The organism is Schaalia hyovaginalis (genome assembly GCF_014208035.1).
Taxonomy (GTDB): Bacteria; Actinomycetota; Actinomycetes; order Actinomycetales; family Actinomycetaceae; genus Pauljensenia; species Pauljensenia hyovaginalis.
In genome coordinates this window covers 1173612-1191423 of record NZ_JACHMK010000001.1, presented here as the reverse complement: position 1 = coordinate 1191423, position 17812 = coordinate 1173612, and the positions used below count along the sequence as shown (strand labels likewise).

At 68.5% G+C, this 17812-nt stretch carries 15 protein-coding genes; all 15 read right to left on the bottom strand.

Annotated features, from left to right (window positions below):
- Nucleotides 1-64: 64 nt before the first annotated feature.
- The gene (dnaE, locus tag HD592_RS05125; protein ID WP_184452376.1) at nucleotides 65-3613 is read right to left on the bottom strand and encodes a DNA polymerase III subunit alpha; all 3549 of its coding nucleotides are present in this window, start codon (nucleotides 3611-3613) and stop codon (nucleotides 65-67) included.
- Between the two features lie 242 nt (nucleotides 3614-3855).
- Nucleotides 3856-4773: an RluA family pseudouridine synthase gene (locus HD592_RS05120; protein WP_184452375.1), complete on the bottom strand. Its 918-nt coding sequence runs from the start codon at nucleotides 4771-4773 to the stop codon at nucleotides 3856-3858.
- The gene (gene lspA / locus HD592_RS05115) at nucleotides 4766-5272 is read right to left on the bottom strand and encodes a signal peptidase II (protein ID WP_246429987.1); all 507 of its coding nucleotides are present in this window, start codon (nucleotides 5270-5272) and stop codon (nucleotides 4766-4768) included. The genes HD592_RS05120 and lspA overlap by 8 nt, the downstream gene beginning before the upstream one ends.
- Before the next feature lie 71 nt (nucleotides 5273-5343).
- Nucleotides 5344-5943 (bottom strand): DivIVA domain-containing protein, encoded by a 600-nt coding sequence (locus HD592_RS05110; RefSeq protein WP_184452374.1) that lies wholly within the window; start codon nucleotides 5941-5943, stop codon nucleotides 5344-5346.
- Nucleotides 5944-6128: 185 nt separating this feature from the next.
- Entirely contained in the window at nucleotides 6129-6431 is a 303-nt protein-coding gene (locus tag HD592_RS05105; protein WP_184452373.1) for a YggT family protein, read from the bottom strand.
- Nucleotides 6432-6435: 4 nt separating this feature from the next.
- Entirely contained in the window at nucleotides 6436-6912 is a 477-nt protein-coding gene (locus HD592_RS05100; RefSeq protein WP_184452372.1) for a cell division protein SepF, read from the bottom strand.
- Between the two features lie 95 nt (nucleotides 6913-7007).
- Nucleotides 7008-7760, bottom strand: coding sequence for a purine nucleoside phosphorylase YfiH/LACC1 family protein (locus tag HD592_RS05095; protein WP_184452371.1), 753 nt, complete (start codon nucleotides 7758-7760; stop codon nucleotides 7008-7010).
- A gap of 4 nt (nucleotides 7761-7764) precedes the next feature.
- Nucleotides 7765-9015 (bottom strand): cell division protein FtsZ, encoded by a 1251-nt coding sequence (ftsZ, locus tag HD592_RS05090; protein ID WP_184452370.1) that lies wholly within the window; start codon nucleotides 9013-9015, stop codon nucleotides 7765-7767.
- A 132-nt stretch (nucleotides 9016-9147) separates the two neighbouring features.
- Entirely contained in the window at nucleotides 9148-10077 is a 930-nt protein-coding gene (locus HD592_RS05085; protein WP_184452369.1) for a cell division protein FtsQ/DivIB, read from the bottom strand.
- Nucleotides 10074-11483: a UDP-N-acetylmuramate--L-alanine ligase gene (gene murC, locus HD592_RS05080; RefSeq protein WP_184452368.1), complete on the bottom strand. Its 1410-nt coding sequence runs from the start codon at nucleotides 11481-11483 to the stop codon at nucleotides 10074-10076. The genes HD592_RS05085 and murC overlap by 4 nt, the downstream gene beginning before the upstream one ends.
- Nucleotides 11480-12595 (bottom strand): UDP-N-acetylglucosamine--N-acetylmuramyl-(pentapeptide) pyrophosphoryl-undecaprenol N-acetylglucosamine transferase, encoded by a 1116-nt coding sequence (locus HD592_RS05075; protein ID WP_320657857.1) that lies wholly within the window; start codon nucleotides 12593-12595, stop codon nucleotides 11480-11482. The genes murC and HD592_RS05075 overlap by 4 nt, the downstream gene beginning before the upstream one ends.
- 28 nt (nucleotides 12596-12623) lie before the next feature.
- Nucleotides 12624-13886, bottom strand: a complete 1263-nt coding sequence (locus HD592_RS05070; protein ID WP_184452366.1) for an FtsW/RodA/SpoVE family cell cycle protein — start codon at nucleotides 13884-13886, stop codon at nucleotides 12624-12626.
- Nucleotides 13870-15330, bottom strand: coding sequence for a UDP-N-acetylmuramoyl-L-alanine--D-glutamate ligase (gene murD, locus HD592_RS05065; protein ID WP_184452365.1), 1461 nt, complete (start codon nucleotides 15328-15330; stop codon nucleotides 13870-13872). The genes HD592_RS05070 and murD overlap by 17 nt, the downstream gene beginning before the upstream one ends.
- Complete coding sequence (gene mraY / locus HD592_RS05060; RefSeq protein ID WP_184452364.1) at nucleotides 15312-16397, bottom strand: phospho-N-acetylmuramoyl-pentapeptide-transferase; 1086 nt, start codon at nucleotides 16395-16397, stop codon at nucleotides 15312-15314. Before mraY ends, murD begins: the two co-directional genes overlap by 19 nt.
- Nucleotides 16394-17791, bottom strand: coding sequence for a UDP-N-acetylmuramoyl-tripeptide--D-alanyl-D-alanine ligase (locus HD592_RS05055; protein WP_184452363.1), 1398 nt, complete (start codon nucleotides 17789-17791; stop codon nucleotides 16394-16396). Before HD592_RS05055 ends, mraY begins: the two co-directional genes overlap by 4 nt.
- Between the last annotated feature and the right edge of the window lie 21 nt (nucleotides 17792-17812).

Below are 17812 nucleotides of genomic sequence, written 5' to 3'. Positions count from 1 at the left end.
CCGGCAAGAGATCCTCTCGATGCCGAAAGGTGATGACCTCGGCGGAGAAAGGTGATGACCTCGGCTAGTGGGAGGTGAGGACCCCGGAGATGCCGACGACCGCCTTCACCTGCGAGAAGAAGGCGCTCGACTGCTCGACGCGCAGCTTCGGATCCAGCTCGACGATCGTGGTCCTACCGGGCTCCCGGACGTGCAGACGCACCGGCGATCCGCCCGGGAAGGATTGGAGGACATCGCGGAGCTCGAGAAGCAGCTCGGGCGTGCAGCGCGAGACCGGAAGCTCCAGATCGAGCGGAGAATCCCCGTCCTCGCGCAGATCGAGCAGCGTCAAGGACTGCCCGTAGATCGACATGCCCTCATCGCGGACATTCACCCGCCCCTCGACCTGGACGATGACGTCCTGGACCAGGTGCGTCTGGATCGTCTCATAGGCGCGCGGGAAGAAGAGCACCTCGACCGAACCCGACAGGTCCTCGATCGTCGCAATCGCCCACACGGACCCCTGCTTCGTCACCTTCGTCTGCACGCCCGAGACGAGGCCCGCGATCTTCACGACGCGATCCGCCATCGAATCCTCGGAGCCGACGACCTGGGCGATCTCCACATCCTGGTACCGCGCGAGCCCGCCCTCGAGGCCGCGCAGGGGATGATCCGACACGTACAGGCCCAGCATCTCGCGCTCCTGGGCGAGCTTCGACTTGCGGTCGAACTCCGGGATGTCGGGGATATCGATCGCCAAGGACGATTCGCTCGACTCGTCCTGCCCGCCGAGCGCGCCGAAAAGATCGAACTGGCCGACGGCCTCATTGCGCTTGACATCGATGATCGCATCGACCGCTTCATCGCAGCGGGCCAGCAGGGCGCGTCGGGTGTAGCCGAGCGAATCGAAAGCGCCGGCGCGTATGAGCGACTGGATCGTCCTCTTGTTGCACACCACCTGCGGGACCTTGTCGAGGAAGTCCTGAAAGCTCGAGAACTTCCCCTTGGCCTCGCGGGTCTGCACGATCGCGTCGACGACGTTCGCCCCCACGTTCTGAATCGAGTTCAAGCCGAAGCGGATCCGCTCGCCATCAGGGGCGAAATTGCCGCGCGAGGCGTTGACATCGGGGGGAAGGACCGTGATGTCCATGTGCCGGGCCTCAGCCAGGTAGAGGGCGCGCTTGTCCTTGTTGTCCTTCGTCGAAGTGAGAAGGGCCGCCATGTACTCCGTCGGGAAGTTCGCCTTGAGGAAGGCCGTCCAGTAGGACACCAGGCCGTAGGCCGCCGAGTGCGCCTTGTTGAAGGCGTAGGCGGAGAAGGGGACGACGACATCCCACAGGGCCTGGATCGACTCCTTCGAGTAGCCGTTCTTCAGCATGCCCGCCTGGAAGCCCTCGAACTGCTTGGCGAGCACCTCTGGCTTCTTCTTGCCCATCGCCTTGCGGAGGATGTCCGCCTGGCCGAGCGTGTAGCCTGCGAGCTTCTGCGCGATCTGCATGACCTGCTCCTGATACACGATCAGGCCGTAGGTCGTGCCGAGGATCGATTCGAGGGGCTCGGCGAGCTCGGGATGGATCGGGGTGATCTCCTGGCGCCCGTTCTTGCGCAGCGCGTAGTTCGTGTGCGAATTCGCGCCCATGGGGCCGGGACGGTACAGGGCGCCGACGGCGGAGATGTCCTCGAAGTTGTCGGGCTTCATGAGCTTGAGGAGATCGCGCATGCCGCCGCCATCGAGCTGGAAGACGCCGAGGGTATCGCCGCGCGACAGCAGCTCGTAGGTCAGCCTGTCATCGAAGGCCAGGTGCTCGAGATCGGGGTCCGACTTGCCGTTGAGGGTGATGTTCTCGAGCGCATCGGACAGGACCGTGAGGTTGCGCAGCCCGAGGAAGTCCATCTTGAGCAGGCCGAGCGTCTCGCAGGTCGGGTAGTCGAACTGCGTGATGATCGCGCCGTCCTGGGGGCGTTTCATGATCGGGATGATGTCGGTGAGCGTGTGACTCGACATGATGACCGCGCAGGCGTGGACGCCCCACTGCCGCGTCAGCCCCTCGAGGCCGAGGGCGTACTGGACGACCTCATGGGTGTCGGGGTTGTCCTCGTAGTACTTGCGGAACTCCGCGGCCTCCGCATAGCGCGGATGCTCCTTGTCGAAGATGCCGTGGACCGGGATGTCCTTGCCCTGGACGCCGGGCGGCAGGGCCTTCGTCAGCTGCTCGCCGACTTTGAAGTCCTTGCCCAGGATGCGGGCCGAGTCCTTGAGGGCCTGCTTCGTCTTGATCGTGCCGTAGGTGACGACCTGGGAGATGCGGTCCTCGCCGTACTTCCGTTTGACGTAGGCGATCACTTCGTCGCGCCTGCGCTCGTCGAAGTCGACGTCGAAGTCGGGCATCGAGATGCGCTCGGGGTTGAGGAAGCGCTCGAAGATGAGGCCGTGCTCGAGCGGGTTGAGTTCGGTGATGCGCATCGCGTAAGCGACCATCGACCCGGCGCCGGATCCTCGGCCCGGCCCCACCCGGATGCCCTGCTCCTTCGCCCACTGGATGTAGTCGGCGACGGTGAGGAAGTACCCGGGGAAGCCCATCGAGATGATGACGTCCTCCTCGTATTCGGCCTGCTTGCGCACATCGTCGGGGATCCCGTTCGGGAAGCGGTAGTTGAGGCCACGCTCCACCTCCTTGATGAACCAGGAGGTCTTGTCCTCGCCCTCGGGGACGGGGAAGTCGGGCATGTAGTTCGCGCCCTCTGCGGTCGTCGTGAAGTGCACTTCGCAGCGCTCGGCGATCTCGAGGGTCGAGTCGCAGGCCTGCGGGAGCTCGGACCAGATCGAACGCATCTCCTCGCTCGGGCGGATGTAGTAGCCGTCGCCGTCGAACTTGAAGCGGTCCGGATCGGAGATGCGCGAGCCCGAGTTGATGCAGAGCAGGGCGTCCTGGATCTTCCGGTCGTCTTTGTGGACGTAGTGCGCGTCGTTGGTCGCCACGAGCGGCGCGTCCATGAGCTCGGCCAGTTCGAGGAGCTGTTTCTGGGTGCGGCGCTCGAACTCGATGCCGTGATCCATGATCTCGACGTAGAAGTTCTCAGGGCCGAAGATGTCGCGCAGCTCGGCGGCCTCGCGCACCGCCTCGTCCCATTGCCCGAGGCGCAGGCGCGTCTGGACGGCGCCCGAGGGGCAGCCGGTGAAGACGATGAGGCCCTTGTGGAACCTCGCGAGGAGTTCCTTGTCGGCGCGCGGCCACTTGCCGAATTGACCGTCCGTCGAGGCGTATGAGCCGAGGCGGAAGAGGTTGTGCATGCCCTCGGTCGAATAGGCGATGAGGGTGAGGTGGTTGTAGGAGCCTCCGGCCGACACGTCGTCCGAGCGCTGCCACGGCTCGCCCCAGGTGACTTTCTGGCGGTCGAAGCGCGAAGTCCCCGGCGTCACATAGGCTTCAAGGCCGATGATCGGCTTGACCCCGGCCTTCACGCAGTTCTGGTAGAAGTCGAAGGCGCCGAAGAGGTAGCCGTGGTCGGTGAGGCCGATGGCCGGCTGGCCGAGCCGCGCGGCTTCTTCCGCCATCGCCTTCGTCTTCGCCGCCCCGTCGAGCATCGAGTACTCGGAGTGATTGTGAAGATGCACGAAGGAGTCGGTCGCCATGCCCCCGATCCTAGTGGCGACCGGGCGCTCAAGCACCTTCACCTCGAGGACCGGGGATCCTGACGCGCTCCCCTTAGCGCCCCTCGTGCGCCCGTACGGGTCTTAGGCCTGTCGTGCGCTCGCACGCGCATCGGCGAGGCGCCCCCGCATCGCCGATGAGGTCGCGCCCTCGTCCCCGGCAGTCCTGTTCGAAGGGGAGGGCTCGCACCCGGGCGCGAGCGTCGGGGGGATGCGGCGGGGATTCACACGGGATTGCGCAGGAGGTCGAGGGCGCGCTCGAGATCGGCCGGATAGGGCGAGCGCACCGAGGTCGGCGCGCCCGTGCGAGGATGCGCGAAGCCGAGTTCGACCGCGTGGAGCCATTGGCGTTCAAGGCCCAGCCTGGCCGCCGCCGTCGGGTCGGCGCCGTAGAAGACGTCTCCGACGCAGGGGTGGCCCATTGCGGCGGTGTGGACCCGGATCTGATGCGTGCGCCCGGTCTCGAGGTGGACCTCGAGGAGGGAGGCGCCGGCCATGAGCTCAAGTGTGTCGTAGTGGGTGACGGCCCGCTTGCCGCCGTCGATGACGGCCATGCGCCACTCGCGGGACGGATGACGGCCGATCGGGGCGTCGATCGTGCCGATCGGGGGGTCCATGTGCCCGGAGACGACGGCGTGATAGATCTTCGTCACCGTCCGCTCCTTGAAGGCGCGTTTCATCACCGAATAGGCGAGCTCGGATTTCGCGACCATCATCGCGCCGGAGGTGCCGACGTCGAGCCGGTGGACGATTCCCTGACGCTCGGGCGGGCCGTAGCCGGTGATCCGGTATCCGGCCGCCTCGAGATTGCCCAGGACCGTGGGCCCGGACCAGCCCGGCCCCGTGTGGGCGGCGACGCCCACGGGCTTGTCGACGACGACGATGTCCTCATCGTCGTAGAGGATGTCCATGCCGATGACGGGAGGGGGCGCTTCGTTCAGCGCGGGGATCGTCACCTCGATGAGGTCGCTCGCGCTCAGGCGGGTCGATTTGAGGGCCGTTCGGCCGTTGACGAGGACGAGCCCGTCCTCGACGAGTCCCGCGACTTGCGCGCGCGGCATGCCGAGCATGCGCGCCAGGGCTGCATCCACGCGATCCCCGATGAGGGCGTCGGGAACGGGAAGGAGCCGGGTGTCACTCATGCTTCGCCTTCTCGCCGAGGATCATCTCGATCGCGAGCCAGGCCGCGCCGAGGACGATCCAGATGTCGGCGACATTGCCGACGAAGAACCCGCCGTAGTCGATGAAGTCGATGACGTGCCCCTGGCCGAAGGAGGGGGGTTGGATGAGGCGGTCGATGAGATTGCCGATCGCACCCCCCAGGAGCAGGCCGATCGAGGCCGCCAGGCGCATCGAGTGGGCGCGGACCAGGGCGTAGAAGAGCACTCCGATGATGACCAGGGCGAGAATCGTGAAGATCCACGTCGAGGAGGCTCCGAGGGAGAAGGCCGCACCGGAGTTCCGGGTGAGGACCAGGGAGAGGTACTGCCCGATCACCCCGATCCGTCGGCCTTCGACGAGGGCGGACAGCGCCCATGTCTTCGTCAGCTGATCCGTGATGACGGCGAAGGCCGCGACGAGGGCCGCGAGGATCATGCCCCGTGCGCCGGCGCCCTTCGCTCGTTTCGACCTGGACTCCATGAGACTCGCTTTCGCATGATGATGGCGGCGGCGCCACCGGCGCCGCCGCCATCAGGAACACTGGATGCCGATCAGGCTCCGACTCCCCCGTCGACCTCCTTGAGGAGGCCCTCGAGGTGGCCGCGGAGGTTGGAGCGGTATTCGGTCTCGAAGGTGCGGAGCTCGTTGATCTTCGTCTCGAGCAGGCCGCGCTGCTGATCGAGCTGGGCGAGGATCGTCTCGTGCTGGCTCTGGGCGTCGGCGACGATCTCGTCGCCCTTGGCGCGAGCCTCGGCGATGATGCGCTCGGACTCCTCCTTGCCGTCACGGACGTACTCGTCGTGGACACGCTGCGCGAGGGCGAGCATCGAGGTCGCGGACTGGGCGGCCTCGGGATCCTCGACGACTGCGGGGGCGGCGACGAGCGGAGCGACCGGCTCGGGCTCGACGACGGGGGCCTCTTCAACGGTCTTTTCGACCGGCAGCGCCTCGGCGCCGCCCGAAAGTTCAGCGATGCGGCGCTCGGCGGCTTCGAGCTTCTCCTTGAGATCCTGGTTCTCCACATTCAGGGAGTAGATGGTCGAGACGACCTCATCGAGGAACTCATCGACCTCGACCTGGTCGTATCCCTCGCGGAACTTGACGTACTGGAACTTCTTGTTCAAGACGTCTTCGGTGGTGAGCAGGGCCATTTCCTCGCCTCTCGGTAATGGGTCGATGCGGGCCCGATTGGAGTGCCGGTCGCGCATCCGAACGGCCGATGATGACCGCTCATTGATACATCAACGCACATCATAACCGACACACCTGCAACAGAGGCACCATTCACCACGTCTTTCTCACACAACGTGGTGAATACCTCTACTCGGGAAGGGTGCTAGCCGATCGAGAAGAGGAAACGGCCGAGATTCGCGATGAGCACGACTGCGATGAAGACGATCATGAAGCCGAGATCGAGCGCGATGCCGGAGCCGAGCCGCAGCGGCGGGACGATCCTGCGCAGAGCGCGGATCGGCGGATCCGTGAGCGCGTACACCGCATTCGCGAGCACGAGGAGGAGGCCGCGCGGAGCGAAGGCGGGGACGAGGAACTGAACCCAGTCGATCACCATCCTGACGACCAGGACGAGGAGGTAGAGGTTCGCGACGAGAGTGATCGCCGTTCCGAGAAGTGGGAGCACCCGATCAGCCCTGGTTGAAGAGCGAACCGCGACGCGATCCCTGAACGTCGCCCGTGACCTCGACGGTCCTCGGCGAGAGCAGGAAGACCCGGTTCGTGACGCGCTCGATCACCCCGTGGAGGCCGAAGGTCAGGCCCGCGGCGAAATCGACGAGGCGGCGGGCGTCATCGTCATTCATGTCCGAGAGGTTGATGATGACGGGCGTGCCGGAGCGGAAGGCCTCCCCGATCGTGACGGCGTCGGAGTAGGCGCTCGGGTGGACGGTGACGATGCGCGACAGGTCGGACCCCGCTTCGGCGTCGTGCCTCTCCTTGCGGAGGGGGGCGACGAGGGGGCGCTCCACCGGGCGCTCAACGGGAGCGATCTCGGTCACGGGAGCGATGTCCTCGAAGTCCTCGAAGCGCTCCTGGTCCTCCACGACGTCATCCGCAGAGTACCAGCCCATGAACTTCCGCGCCTTCGCGCCAAATGACTCCGCCATTGCTTCTCTCCTCACCCGAGTCGGCTGAAGTCAAGGTAGTGCGATGGGTGCGCCGACTCCGGCAGGAGATTCGGCGAGTCGCGAGGTCGGAGGATTCAGCCGGGGCAAATGATCGCCGCATTGCGCCCGCAGGCCCGGTCGCGCCGGTAGGAATGCAGGTGCTCGTCCTCGAAAGTGCAGCGGGGATCGACCCGCACTTCCCGGCATCCCGCCTCCTCCAGCTGCCGGCGTCCGACGGCGACGAGGTCGAGGGCGGGAGTGCCCCAGGAGGTGGTCGACGACGAGCCCGGGAGCGGGTCCTCGCAAGCGGCGCGCATGGTCTCGGGGACTTCATAGCAGCGCCCGCAGATCGCGGGCGCGATGAAGGCGCGGATGGGAGCGTCCTCGATGGCCCGCATGGCGGCGACCGCCTTCGGGAGGATCCCCCCGAGGAGGCCGAGGCGGCCCGCGTGGACGGCTGCGATGAGGCCGGAGTCCCCGGCGAGCAGGACGGGCAGGCAGTCGGCGGTCATCACGGCGGCGGCCGGGGCCTGCGCCCATGTGCGCGCATCGACGATGAGCCCGTCGGCCTCGATGTTCGCGAGCGGATCGGCGGGATCGAATGGAACGGTCTCGCCGTCGATCACCGCGCACGGTCCCGAGGGCGTGCTCGTCAGCACCGCCACGCGCGAGGAGTGTGTCTGATTCATCCAGGCGATGGGGCGTCCGAGGCCGCGCGCGAGGGCGAGGCGCCTCGCTTCGACCAGCTCGAGGTCGTCCCCGACGTGATGGGCCGGGTTGTTGCGCAAAGGCCCGGTGCCCGGGCCCGCCTCGACGAGACGGACCCTGGCACCGGTGAGCGCGAACATGGGATCAGCGCAGGAAGTCGGGGATGTCGAGGTCGGAGGCCTGTTCGTCCTCGTCGAAGATCCTGGGGACCTCGAGCGATTGGTCCTCCTCGCGCACGGGCTCTTCGACGCGGCGCGTTGCGACCGGGATCGCGCCCGTGCGGGTGGGGACATCCACGACCGCCCTGTGCTGGGCCTTCGGGACCTCTCCGAGGGGACGGCGAGTGGCGGCCGGCGCGGGGGCGGCCGGAGCCGGAGCCTGAACGGTCTTCGGGGTCTGGGCGGCGGGCGCCGAGGCCGCGGGGGTGATCCCCGCGATGGCGCGGTCGGTCGGCTCGTCGAAGCCGGCGGCGATGATCGTCACGCGGATCTCGTCGCCGAGGGCGTCGTCAATGACATTGCCGAAGATGATGTTCGCCTCCGGGTGGGCCGCTTCGCGCACGAGCTGCGAGGACTGGAAGATCTCCTGGAGGCCGAGGTTCGAACCGCCCTGGAAGAACATGAGCACGCCGTGCGCGCCGTCGATCGAGGCCTCGAGGAGCGGGGAGGAGATCGCGGTCTCGACGGCGCGAAGAGCGCGATCCTCGCCCGTGGCCGCGCCGATGCCCATGAGCGCCGATCCGGCGTCCTTCATCACGGACTTCACGTCGTTGAAGTCGACGTTGATGAGGCCCGGCGTCGTGATGAGCTCGGTGATGCCCTGAACGCCCGAGAGGAGGACCTGATCGGCTGCGCGGAAGGCCTCGAGAACCGAGATGTTCGTGTCGGAGATCTCGAGCAGGCGGTCGTTCGGGATGACGATCAGGGTATCGACCTCGTCGCGGAGGGTTTCGACGCCGGTCTCGGCCTGGGCGGCCCTTCGGTTGCCCTCGAAGGAGAAGGGGCGGGTGACGACGCCGACCGTGAGAGCCCCGGCTTCGCGGGCGATCTTCGCCACGACCGGAGCCGCGCCGGTGCCCGTACCGCCGCCTTCGCCGGCGGTCACGAAGACCATGTCGGCGCCCTCGAGGGACTCGGTGATCTCGTCGATGTGGTCCTCCGCTGCCTTGCGGCCGACGTTCGGATCCGCGCCCGCGCCGAGGCCGTGCGTGAGATCGCGCCCGATGTCGAGCTTCGTCTCCGCGTCCGACATGAGGAGGGCCTGCGCATCGGTGTTCACCGCGATGAACTCGACTCCCTTGAGACCGACTTCGATCATGCGGTTCACGGCGTTGACACCGCCGCCGCCGACGCCGACGACCTTGATCACTGCGAGGTGGTTCTGCGGTGCCGCCATTGAATGTACTCCCTTGCGAAGAAGACCCTCACCCTCAGGTTGAAGGTTGAGCTTCAACCTGCTCATGTCCGGGAGAAAAGTAGGGACGGAATCGCCTTCCATCAAGCGGACACGCGGGCGAGTCGCACTCCCCTACACGGTGACCGGATGGGCCGGCGCCGACACGTCGTAGACCGACGCGCCCCGTTGAGCGATGAGGACCTCGACCACGCGGGCCTTCAGGGCGGAATCGTCAACCGTCCCCCATTTGACCGTCGCTCCGGTGTCGATCGTGAAGGACACGGTCAGGCCGTCGGCGCTCACCCACCCGATGCGCGCCTTGAGGGAATCGGAGCACGCCGCCCACACCGCGAGGACGTCCTCGGCCGCGTCCTGGCGCTTGTCCCCCTCGGGGAGGACGACGTAGGGCAGCCCCTCGGGCACAGGCTCGGCCGGCGCGAAGGACACGCCGCCCGAGTCGACGAGCCGATAGGCGCCCTCGGCCCCCTCGATCATCGCCGGCTCGCGCAGAACCAGCGCGATATCGAGGCCTGTCGGCCAGCGCCGATTCACCTCGACGGCCGAAACCGGGGGAAGCTTGGCGATCTCGGACGCGATCCCCCCGGTCGGGACCCTGGGGAGGGGGGTCCCCTCATAGGGGGCGGCCGCGGCCCTCACCTCCTCCTCGGAGATCAATCCCGACTGAGCCCCTTCGACGGTGACATGCCCCGGATCCAGGGCGAAGAGCGAGGAGAAGAGGAGCACCCACGCCAGCCCGGCGACCATCACCGCGCCCGCAAGAGCGATCAGCGCCGTCTTGAGGAAGTAGGAGCGCTTCGCGCGCCGCCTCTCCTCTCGCCGCTTGAGGAAGTCCGTCGGCTCCGCGACGGGGCCGAGCACGGCCGCGGCATCCGCCTGCCCGATCGGCCGGGCGAGATCCTTCGGCGACGCGGCCCGGGTCGGCTTCGCCGATTCGGCGGCGGGGCCCGCGGGCTTCGAGTGCTGCGCCCCCGGCTCTCGCGATCCGGGGCGCTCGGGCCCCGAGGGCGAGGTGCCGGGACGTCGGGGGGCGGGCGGTTTCACTCCAGACCCGCCTGAATGCGCCACTCATCGAGGACGTCCGGGGCGCACTCGGTGATCGAACCGGCGCCCATGGTCACCACGAGACCGCCCTCGGGGCACAGCCGAGCCGCCAGGCGGGCGGCTTCGTGCATATCCGGGACGAAGCGCGCGCCCTCGATCGCATCGGAGATGAGCGCGGCCGTCACACCCGGTTCGGGGTCCTCCCTCGCAGCGTAGATGTCGGTGAGGACCACATGATCCGCCGCGGCCAGAGCGCGGGCGAAATCAGCGGCGAAGATCCGCGTGCGCGAGAACAGGTGCGGCTGGAACACCACGGCGACCCCGCCCTGCCCCGCGACGACGCGCGCCTGCGCGATGGCGGCCGCCACCTCGGTCGGATGATGCGCGTAGTCGTCGAAGACCCTGCGCGCCCCCACGCTCCCCCGCAGTTCGAAGCGCCTCGAGGTCCCCCCGAAAGCGGCGAGGCAGCGCGCCATCTTCTCAGCCCCGACACCGCACTCCACCCCCGCGATCCACGCGGCCGTCGCATTGAGGATGTTGTGGACGCCCGGCACCGCGAGCTCGAGGCGCACCTCGCCCCCGGGTCCCGTGAGGGTCGCGCTCACGCCCTCAGGCGAGGAGGTCACCTCCGTGATCGCGACATCCGGGACGCCCTCGCACTCGCACGGGCGGCCGTAGGTGAGCACCCGCGTCCCCTCGCCGCCCGCGGCCCCGGCCAGGCGCGCCGCACCGGGGTCCTCGGCGCAGCACACGAGCAGGCCGCCCGGCACCAGGCGCCTCGAGAACTCGACGAAGATCTCCTCGAAGGCCCGGGCGCTCCCGTACCTGTCGAGATGGTCCGGCTCGACATTCGTGACGACCTCGATCGCCGGCGCGTAGTTGAGGAAGGAGCCGTCGGACTCGTCGGCCTCCGCGACGAAGACCTCCCCCGAGCCCAGATGCGCTCCCGATCCGAACTGCGGGACGATCCCCCCGACGGCGACCGAGGGATCCTCGCCCGCTTCGCGCAGCGCGACGGCGAGCATGCCCGAAGTGGTCGTCTTCCCGTGGGCGCCGGCGACGCCGATGAATCGCATGCCGGACGCGGCCAGGGCGAGCGCCTGCGAACGGTGGATGACGCGCTGCCCGCGTCGTCGTGCGACCGCGAGCTCCGGATTCGACTCCCGGATCGCCGTCGACACGACCACGGTCGCATCGAGCGGGACGTGGACGGCATCGTGGCCCGCGTGGACCTCGATCCCCAGCCCCCCGAGGCGGTCGAGCACCGCCGAGGCGCAACGATCGGAGCCCGACACGCGCGCGCCCCTGCTCGCGAGCAGTTCGGCCACGACCGACATCCCCGCTCCGCCGATGCCGATGAAGTGGAAGCGCCCTTCGACAGGGGCGGCGCTGTTCGATCCGTTCATCGTCCGATCACCTCTTCAATGAGCGCGCTGAAGTCCGCTGCGGCGTCGACCCGTCCGAGGCCGCGCGAGGCCCGGGCCATCGCATCCAGCTCCGGGGAGGCAAGAAGCGCGAAGACCCGCGTCTCGACGGCATGCGCATCGAGCCGGGCATCGGGGATGAGCAGGGCGCCGCCCGAGGCCACGTGATCATGAGCGTTGAGCCGCTGCTCGCCGTTTCCGATCGGCAGGGGGGCGTAGACGCAGGGAAGGCCCAGGGCCGTCATCTCCGCGACCGTCCCGGCCCCCGAACGGCACAGGACGAGATCGGCCACCGCCAGCGCATCCTCCATGGTCCGCAGGTAGTCGAGGACGAGCCAGCGATCGGAGACGCCGGCCGCCTCGACGGCGTCCCGAACGGGGGCGTCCTTCCCCCGGCCCGTGAGGTGGACGACGGCGGCGCCCTCGGGAAGGGCCTTCGCGGCCGCGCACACGGCCTCATTGATGGCGAGCGCGCCCAAGGACCCCCCGGTGACCAGGAGGATCCGACGATCGGGGTCGACCCCGAGGCGCTCGGCCGCCGCCAGTCGCGCCCTCAGCGCATCCTCGGAGCTCCTGCGCGCGAGCGCGAGCTCGCGGATCGCGGGACGCAGCGGGAGCCCCACAACCTCCGTCCGGCCGCGACGCGCCTCCAGGGGCGTGTTCGCGAAGGTCAGGGCGACGAGCCTCGCGAAGCGCGCTCCGACTCGATTCGCGAGCCCCGGCCGGGCGTTCTGCTCGTGGATGACGACGGGCACCCCGAGACGCTTCGCGGCCCTGTAGGCGGGAGTCGACACGTATCCGCCGAATCCGACGACGCAGGCCGCGCCCTCGATCACCTTCTCGCATTCGTCGACCGCCCTGCGCCATTTCGCGGGGAAGCGCAGAGCCGAAGCGGAGGGGCGACGCGGGAAGGGCACCTTCTCGATGACCTTGAGGGCGAAGCCGGCGCGCTCGACGAGATCGGCCTCGAGGCCCTCCTGCGTCCCGAGCGCCTCGACGCGATAGCCGCGAGCCCGCAGTTCGACTGCAGTCGCAAGAAGAGGGTTCACGTGGCCTGCGGTCCCGCCGCCGGCCACCACGATCCTGGACGTCACGATTCTCCTACCTCGATGCGCCGAAGCCTCAGATGCGCCTGGGCTTCGGCTCGATCCTGGGGTCGCGCCGACGCGTCGCCGCATCGAAGCGCCCCCACATTGTCATCCCTGCTTCCGCCCTCGCGAAAGAAGCCACCACGCCGATCGCGATCGCCGTGAAGAGGAACGACGACCCGCCATAGGACACGAGCGGCAGGGGCACGCCGATGACCGGTCCGATACCGGTCACCGAGAAGATGTTGACGACGGCCTGAGCGCCGATCCACGATGCGACGCCCCCCGACACGATCTGCACGAAGAGATCATCACTCGACTGGACGACGCGCAGCATCCCCCACACGAGCAGCCCGAGCGCGATGATCACCGCGAGCGTCCCCAGGAGGCCGAACTCCTCGCCCACGATCGCGAAGATGAAGTCCGTGTGCGCCGCCTGGAGGTAATTCCACTTCTCGCGCGAAGCGCCCGGTCCCAGGCCCGACAATCCGCCCGAGCCGAAGGCCCACAGGGAATGATCGATCTGCTCGGGGGCGGAGAGGTCGCGGGAGGAGCCCCCCGGGAGGATCGCGAGCACGCGACGCAGGCGCGTCGGATTCGAGAAGACGAGGGCGGTCCCCACCGGAACCATCGCGATTCCGAGGATGAGGAACCAGCGTTTCGGCAGCCCCGCGACCCACAGCGCTCCGAGGGCCGCGGCGACGACGATCATGGAGGTCCCCATGTCCCGCCCCAGAAGGACGAAGAGGATCGCAAGCGCAGTCAAGCCGCCGGCTTTGACCGCCATCTGCCGCCAGTCGGACAGGCGCGCGCCCGGATGAGTGAGCGACTTCGCCAGCACGAAGACGAGGGCGAGCTTGAGGAATTCCGAGGGCTGCAGCAGGACGGGCAGGCCGGGGATGTGCACCCAGTTCGCATTGCCGCCCTCGGACCTGCCCAAGGGGGTGATGACGAGGAGCTGGAGCATCATCGCGAGGACGAAGGCGGGCCAGGCGAGGCGCTTGAACACGCCGACGGGCGCGGCGTGGACGAAGGCGGCGATCAGCGCGGCGACCACGATGATGGCGAGCGGGCGCAGGTAGGCGATGTACGGGTTCTCACCCGCGGCGATCGCCGTGACCGCCTGGGCCGAGAAGCCCATGAGCAGGCCGAACACCGTGAGCACGAGCGCGGGGACGACGATGAGGTAGTAGGTCGACACCGGAGACAACGCGGCCCGCGACTCCTCCTCGCGCCCGAACTCGAAACGCGGGATCGCCCGCTTCAAGCGGACGAGCGCATCAGGCAGGGCCGCCATCGGCGCTCCCCCACTGCTCGGCGAGCCTCTTCACCGCATCGGCGAACACGCGACCGCGCTCCCCGTAATCCCGGAACTGATCCCAGGACGCGGTGGCGGGGGCCAGGACGACCGTATCGCCCGGTCTGGACAGCGCGACCGCCTCATTCACGACGGAGAACATCCAATCCTCGTGGCCGTCGACCTCGACGAAGGGCACCTGCGGAGCGCAGGACCTCAGGGCCGACACCTCCGGTTCGCGGTCCTCGCCGATGACGACGACGCCCCTCAAACGGGGGGCCGCCCGGGTCACGAGATCAGCGAAGTCCTGCCCTTTCGCATCCCCGCCGAAGATCCAGATCGCGCGCCCCTCGGGAACGCCTTCGAGCGAAGCGAGGGCCGCGTGCGCATTCGTCGCCTTCGAATCGTCGATCCACGTGAGGTCGGCCGCCCGGGCGACGACGGCCCGACGATGTCCCGCCGGAACGAAGGCGCGCAGGCCGCGAGCCACCGCCTCGGGGGCCGCTCCGTGGGCGCGCGCCAGGGCCGCTGCCGCCAGGGCGTCGGCGACCACTGCCGGAGAGGGGCTGGGGCCGTAGGCGGGCTCGAGGTCGCCAAGGCGCGCGAGTTCAAGGGCGCGGGTCCGCCGGTCCTCGAGGAAGGCCCGATCGACGAGGACGTCCTCGACGATGCCGAGCTGCGAGACCGCGGGGACGGCGAGGGTCGTGCCGATGGCGCGAGCGCCTTCGATGACATCGGCTTCTTCGACCATCCGCTCCACCGAGCGGTCCTGCGCAGGGTAGACGCACGCGACCTGCGTGCGCTCATAGACCCGCGCCTTGTCGGCGGCGTACGCCTGCACGCTCCCGTGCCAGTCCAGGTGATCCGCATCGACGTTCAGGCACACGGAGGCCTGCGGCGAGACCGTGAGCGCGGTGTGCAGCTGGAAGCTCGACATCTCGACGGCGAACACCTGCGCGTCCGAATCGATCGCCTCGGTGATCGGAGTCCCGATGTTGCCGACTTCGAGGGCGTCTTCGCCGTTCGCCCTCAGGATCGCGCCGAGCATGCCCACCGTCGTCGTCTTGCCGTTCGTGCCCGTCACGACGAGCCAGGGGCGGCCCGCATGAGGCCCCGCCTCCTGGAGGCGCCATGCGAGCTCGACCTCCCCGATGAGTTCGATTCCGGCCCGCCGCGCGGCGGCGAAGACCGGGGCGTGCGGGGGGATCCCAGGCGAGACCACGATGAAGCGGGGCCGGCGGCTCACGACCGCGTCGGCGAGTTCGACCGGGTCGGCGTGGACGTGAAGCGTCACGGCCCCGTCGGTCTCATCCGGCACCGCGGGCCCGCTCCGGTCGAAGGCCTCGACCTCGTAGCCGCGTGCGAGCAGTGCGCGCGCCGCCGAAAGGCCCGAACGGCCCCAACCGATGATCGCGACCGGGCTGCTCACAGTTGCGCCGCCCATTCGGCGTAGAAGAGGCCCGCGCCCGTGATCGCGAAGATCGCGGCGACCAGCCAGAAGCGGATGACAATCGTCACTTCCTGCCAGCCCTTGAGCTCGAAGTGGTGGTGGAGAGGGGCCATCCGGAAGACTCGTTTGCGGGTCGCCTTGAACACCGAGATCTGGATGACGTCGGACATGATGATCGCGACGAACAGGCCGCCGATCATCACCGCGAGGAACTCGGTGTGCGTCAGGACCGACATTCCGGCGAGCGCGCCTCCGAGGGCGAGCGCCCCCGTATCGCCCATGAAGATCCTCGCGGGCGAGGCGTTCCACCAGAGGAATCCCGCGAGCGCGCCGATGAGCGCGGTCGAGAAGATCGCAAGATCCAGCGGGTCCCGCGTCGAGTAGCAGGCGGCCATGTTGCCGTTGGGGACCACGCAGGACTGGATCTGCTGGAAGTAGGCGACGAAGGTGTAGGCGCCGAAGACGAAGATCGAGCAGCCGGTCGCGAGGCCGTCGAGGCCGTCCGTGAGGTTCACGGCGTTCGACCACGCCGCGACGATGAAGTTGGCCCACAGGAAGTAGAGGGCGATCCCGATGCCGACGCCCGCGAATGCGAGGGTGATTCCGGTCGGCCGCGTCACTGAGATCGCCAGCGAGCCCGGGGTACGGCCGTACTCGTCGGATCCGACGATCGACATCCACGCGAAGAGCGAGGCGACGGCGATCTGGCCGATGATCTTGCCCGAGGGGTGCAGGCCCAGGGAACGCTGACGCATGATCTTGATGCCGTCGTCGAGCAGGCCGATGAGGCCCAGCCCCACGAAGAGCACGAGCAGGCTCAGGCCCGACCAGGAGGGGCCCGCGCCCGAGAGGGTCGAGCCGATCATCCAGGCGATGACCGTGGCGAGGATGATGACCAGGCCGCCCATCGTCGGCGTGCCGCGCTTCGTGAGGTGCTGAGTCGGCCCGTCCTGGCGGATGAACTGCCCGTACTGGTGCGAGACGAGGAAGCGGATCAGGACCGGCGTTCCGAGGATGGACAGCGCCATCGCGATAATGAACGCCGCGATGAGACCGATCATCGCGAGGCACCCCTCTCCTGCAGTGCTTCAGCCACCTGCCATGAATACGAATAGAGCGAGCCCTTGGCGAGGACGACGCAATCGTCTTCGAGCTCTTCAAGAGCCGCGCGGATCGCGTCGTCGACGTCTGAGGCCAGGACCCCGCGCACCCCGGATCCGGCGCCCTCGAGGTAGAAGGGCGCGTCGTTCCCGAGCACGATGAGAGTGTTCACTCCGGCTTCGGCAGCCATTATGCCGACCTCGCGGTGCGTCGGAGCGCTCGCCTCTCCGAGTTCGAGCATTTCGGACAGCACTGCGATCTTGGGGCGTCCGCGTCCGATGGCGGCGAGGGCCGCGAAGCCCGCGCGCATCGAATCGAGGTTCGCGTTGTAGGCGTCGTCGATGAGGGTGATCGGGTGCGACTCCACGGTGAGCTCGCGCAGGTCCATGCGGTGCGGGGACAGGGCCTTCGCGCCGTTGAGCGCGGTGACGACGGTGCCGAAGGGGATGCCCAGGGCGAGGGCGCCGCTCGCCGCGGCGAGGGCGTTGGCCACGTGGTGGACCCCCACGACGCCGAGGCTCACCTCCGCCTCGCCCTCGGGGGCGATGAGCGTGAAACGGGCGCGATCGGCCTCGTCGGCGATCACGTCGAGGGCGCGGACATCGGCCTGCGGAGCCCCCGAGGCGGAGAAGGTCCTCACCGGGCCGGTGGCGAGTGCGGACATCGCGAGGACGCGCGGATCATCGTTGTTGAGGACGACCGGAGCGCCCGGCCTCGCCCCTTCGATGAGCTCGGCCTTCGCGGCCGCGATGCCCTCGACCGAGCCGAAGCCGCCCAGGTGGGCGTGACCGACCATGAGCTCGATCGCGACGTCCGGGGCGGCGATCGAGGTGAGGTAGGCGATGTGCCCGGGTCCGGAGGCCCCCATTTCGAGGACCATGTGTCGGGTGTTCGGCGTCGCCGTGAGAACGGTCAGGGGAAGTCCGACTTCGTTGTTGAAGGAGAGCTTCGGCGCGACCGTCGGCCCGTCGGCGCTCAGGATCTGGAAGAGGAGGTCCTTCGTCGTCGTCTTCCCCGCCGACCCCGTCACGGCGACGACGTCGAGGCCGCCGCGCTCGCGCAGATCGCTGAGGTGGGCGCGCGCGAGATCGCCCAGCGCGCGGGTCGCGTCCTCGACGAGGATCTGCGCGCATTCGACGTCGACGGGGCGCTCCACGACCAGGGCGACCGCACCCGCCTCCACTGCGGCTCGAGCGAAATCGTGGCCGTCGCTCGTCTCGCCGCGGCGCGCGAAGTAGCACGATCCGGGCCCGGCCTCGCGCGAATCGGTGACGAAGGGGCCCGTGACACGCGCATCGGCTCCCAAGAGCCGCCCGCCCGTCGAGGCGGCGATCCACTGTGCTGAACGTTCCACGGTTCTCCCTTCACGGCTCAT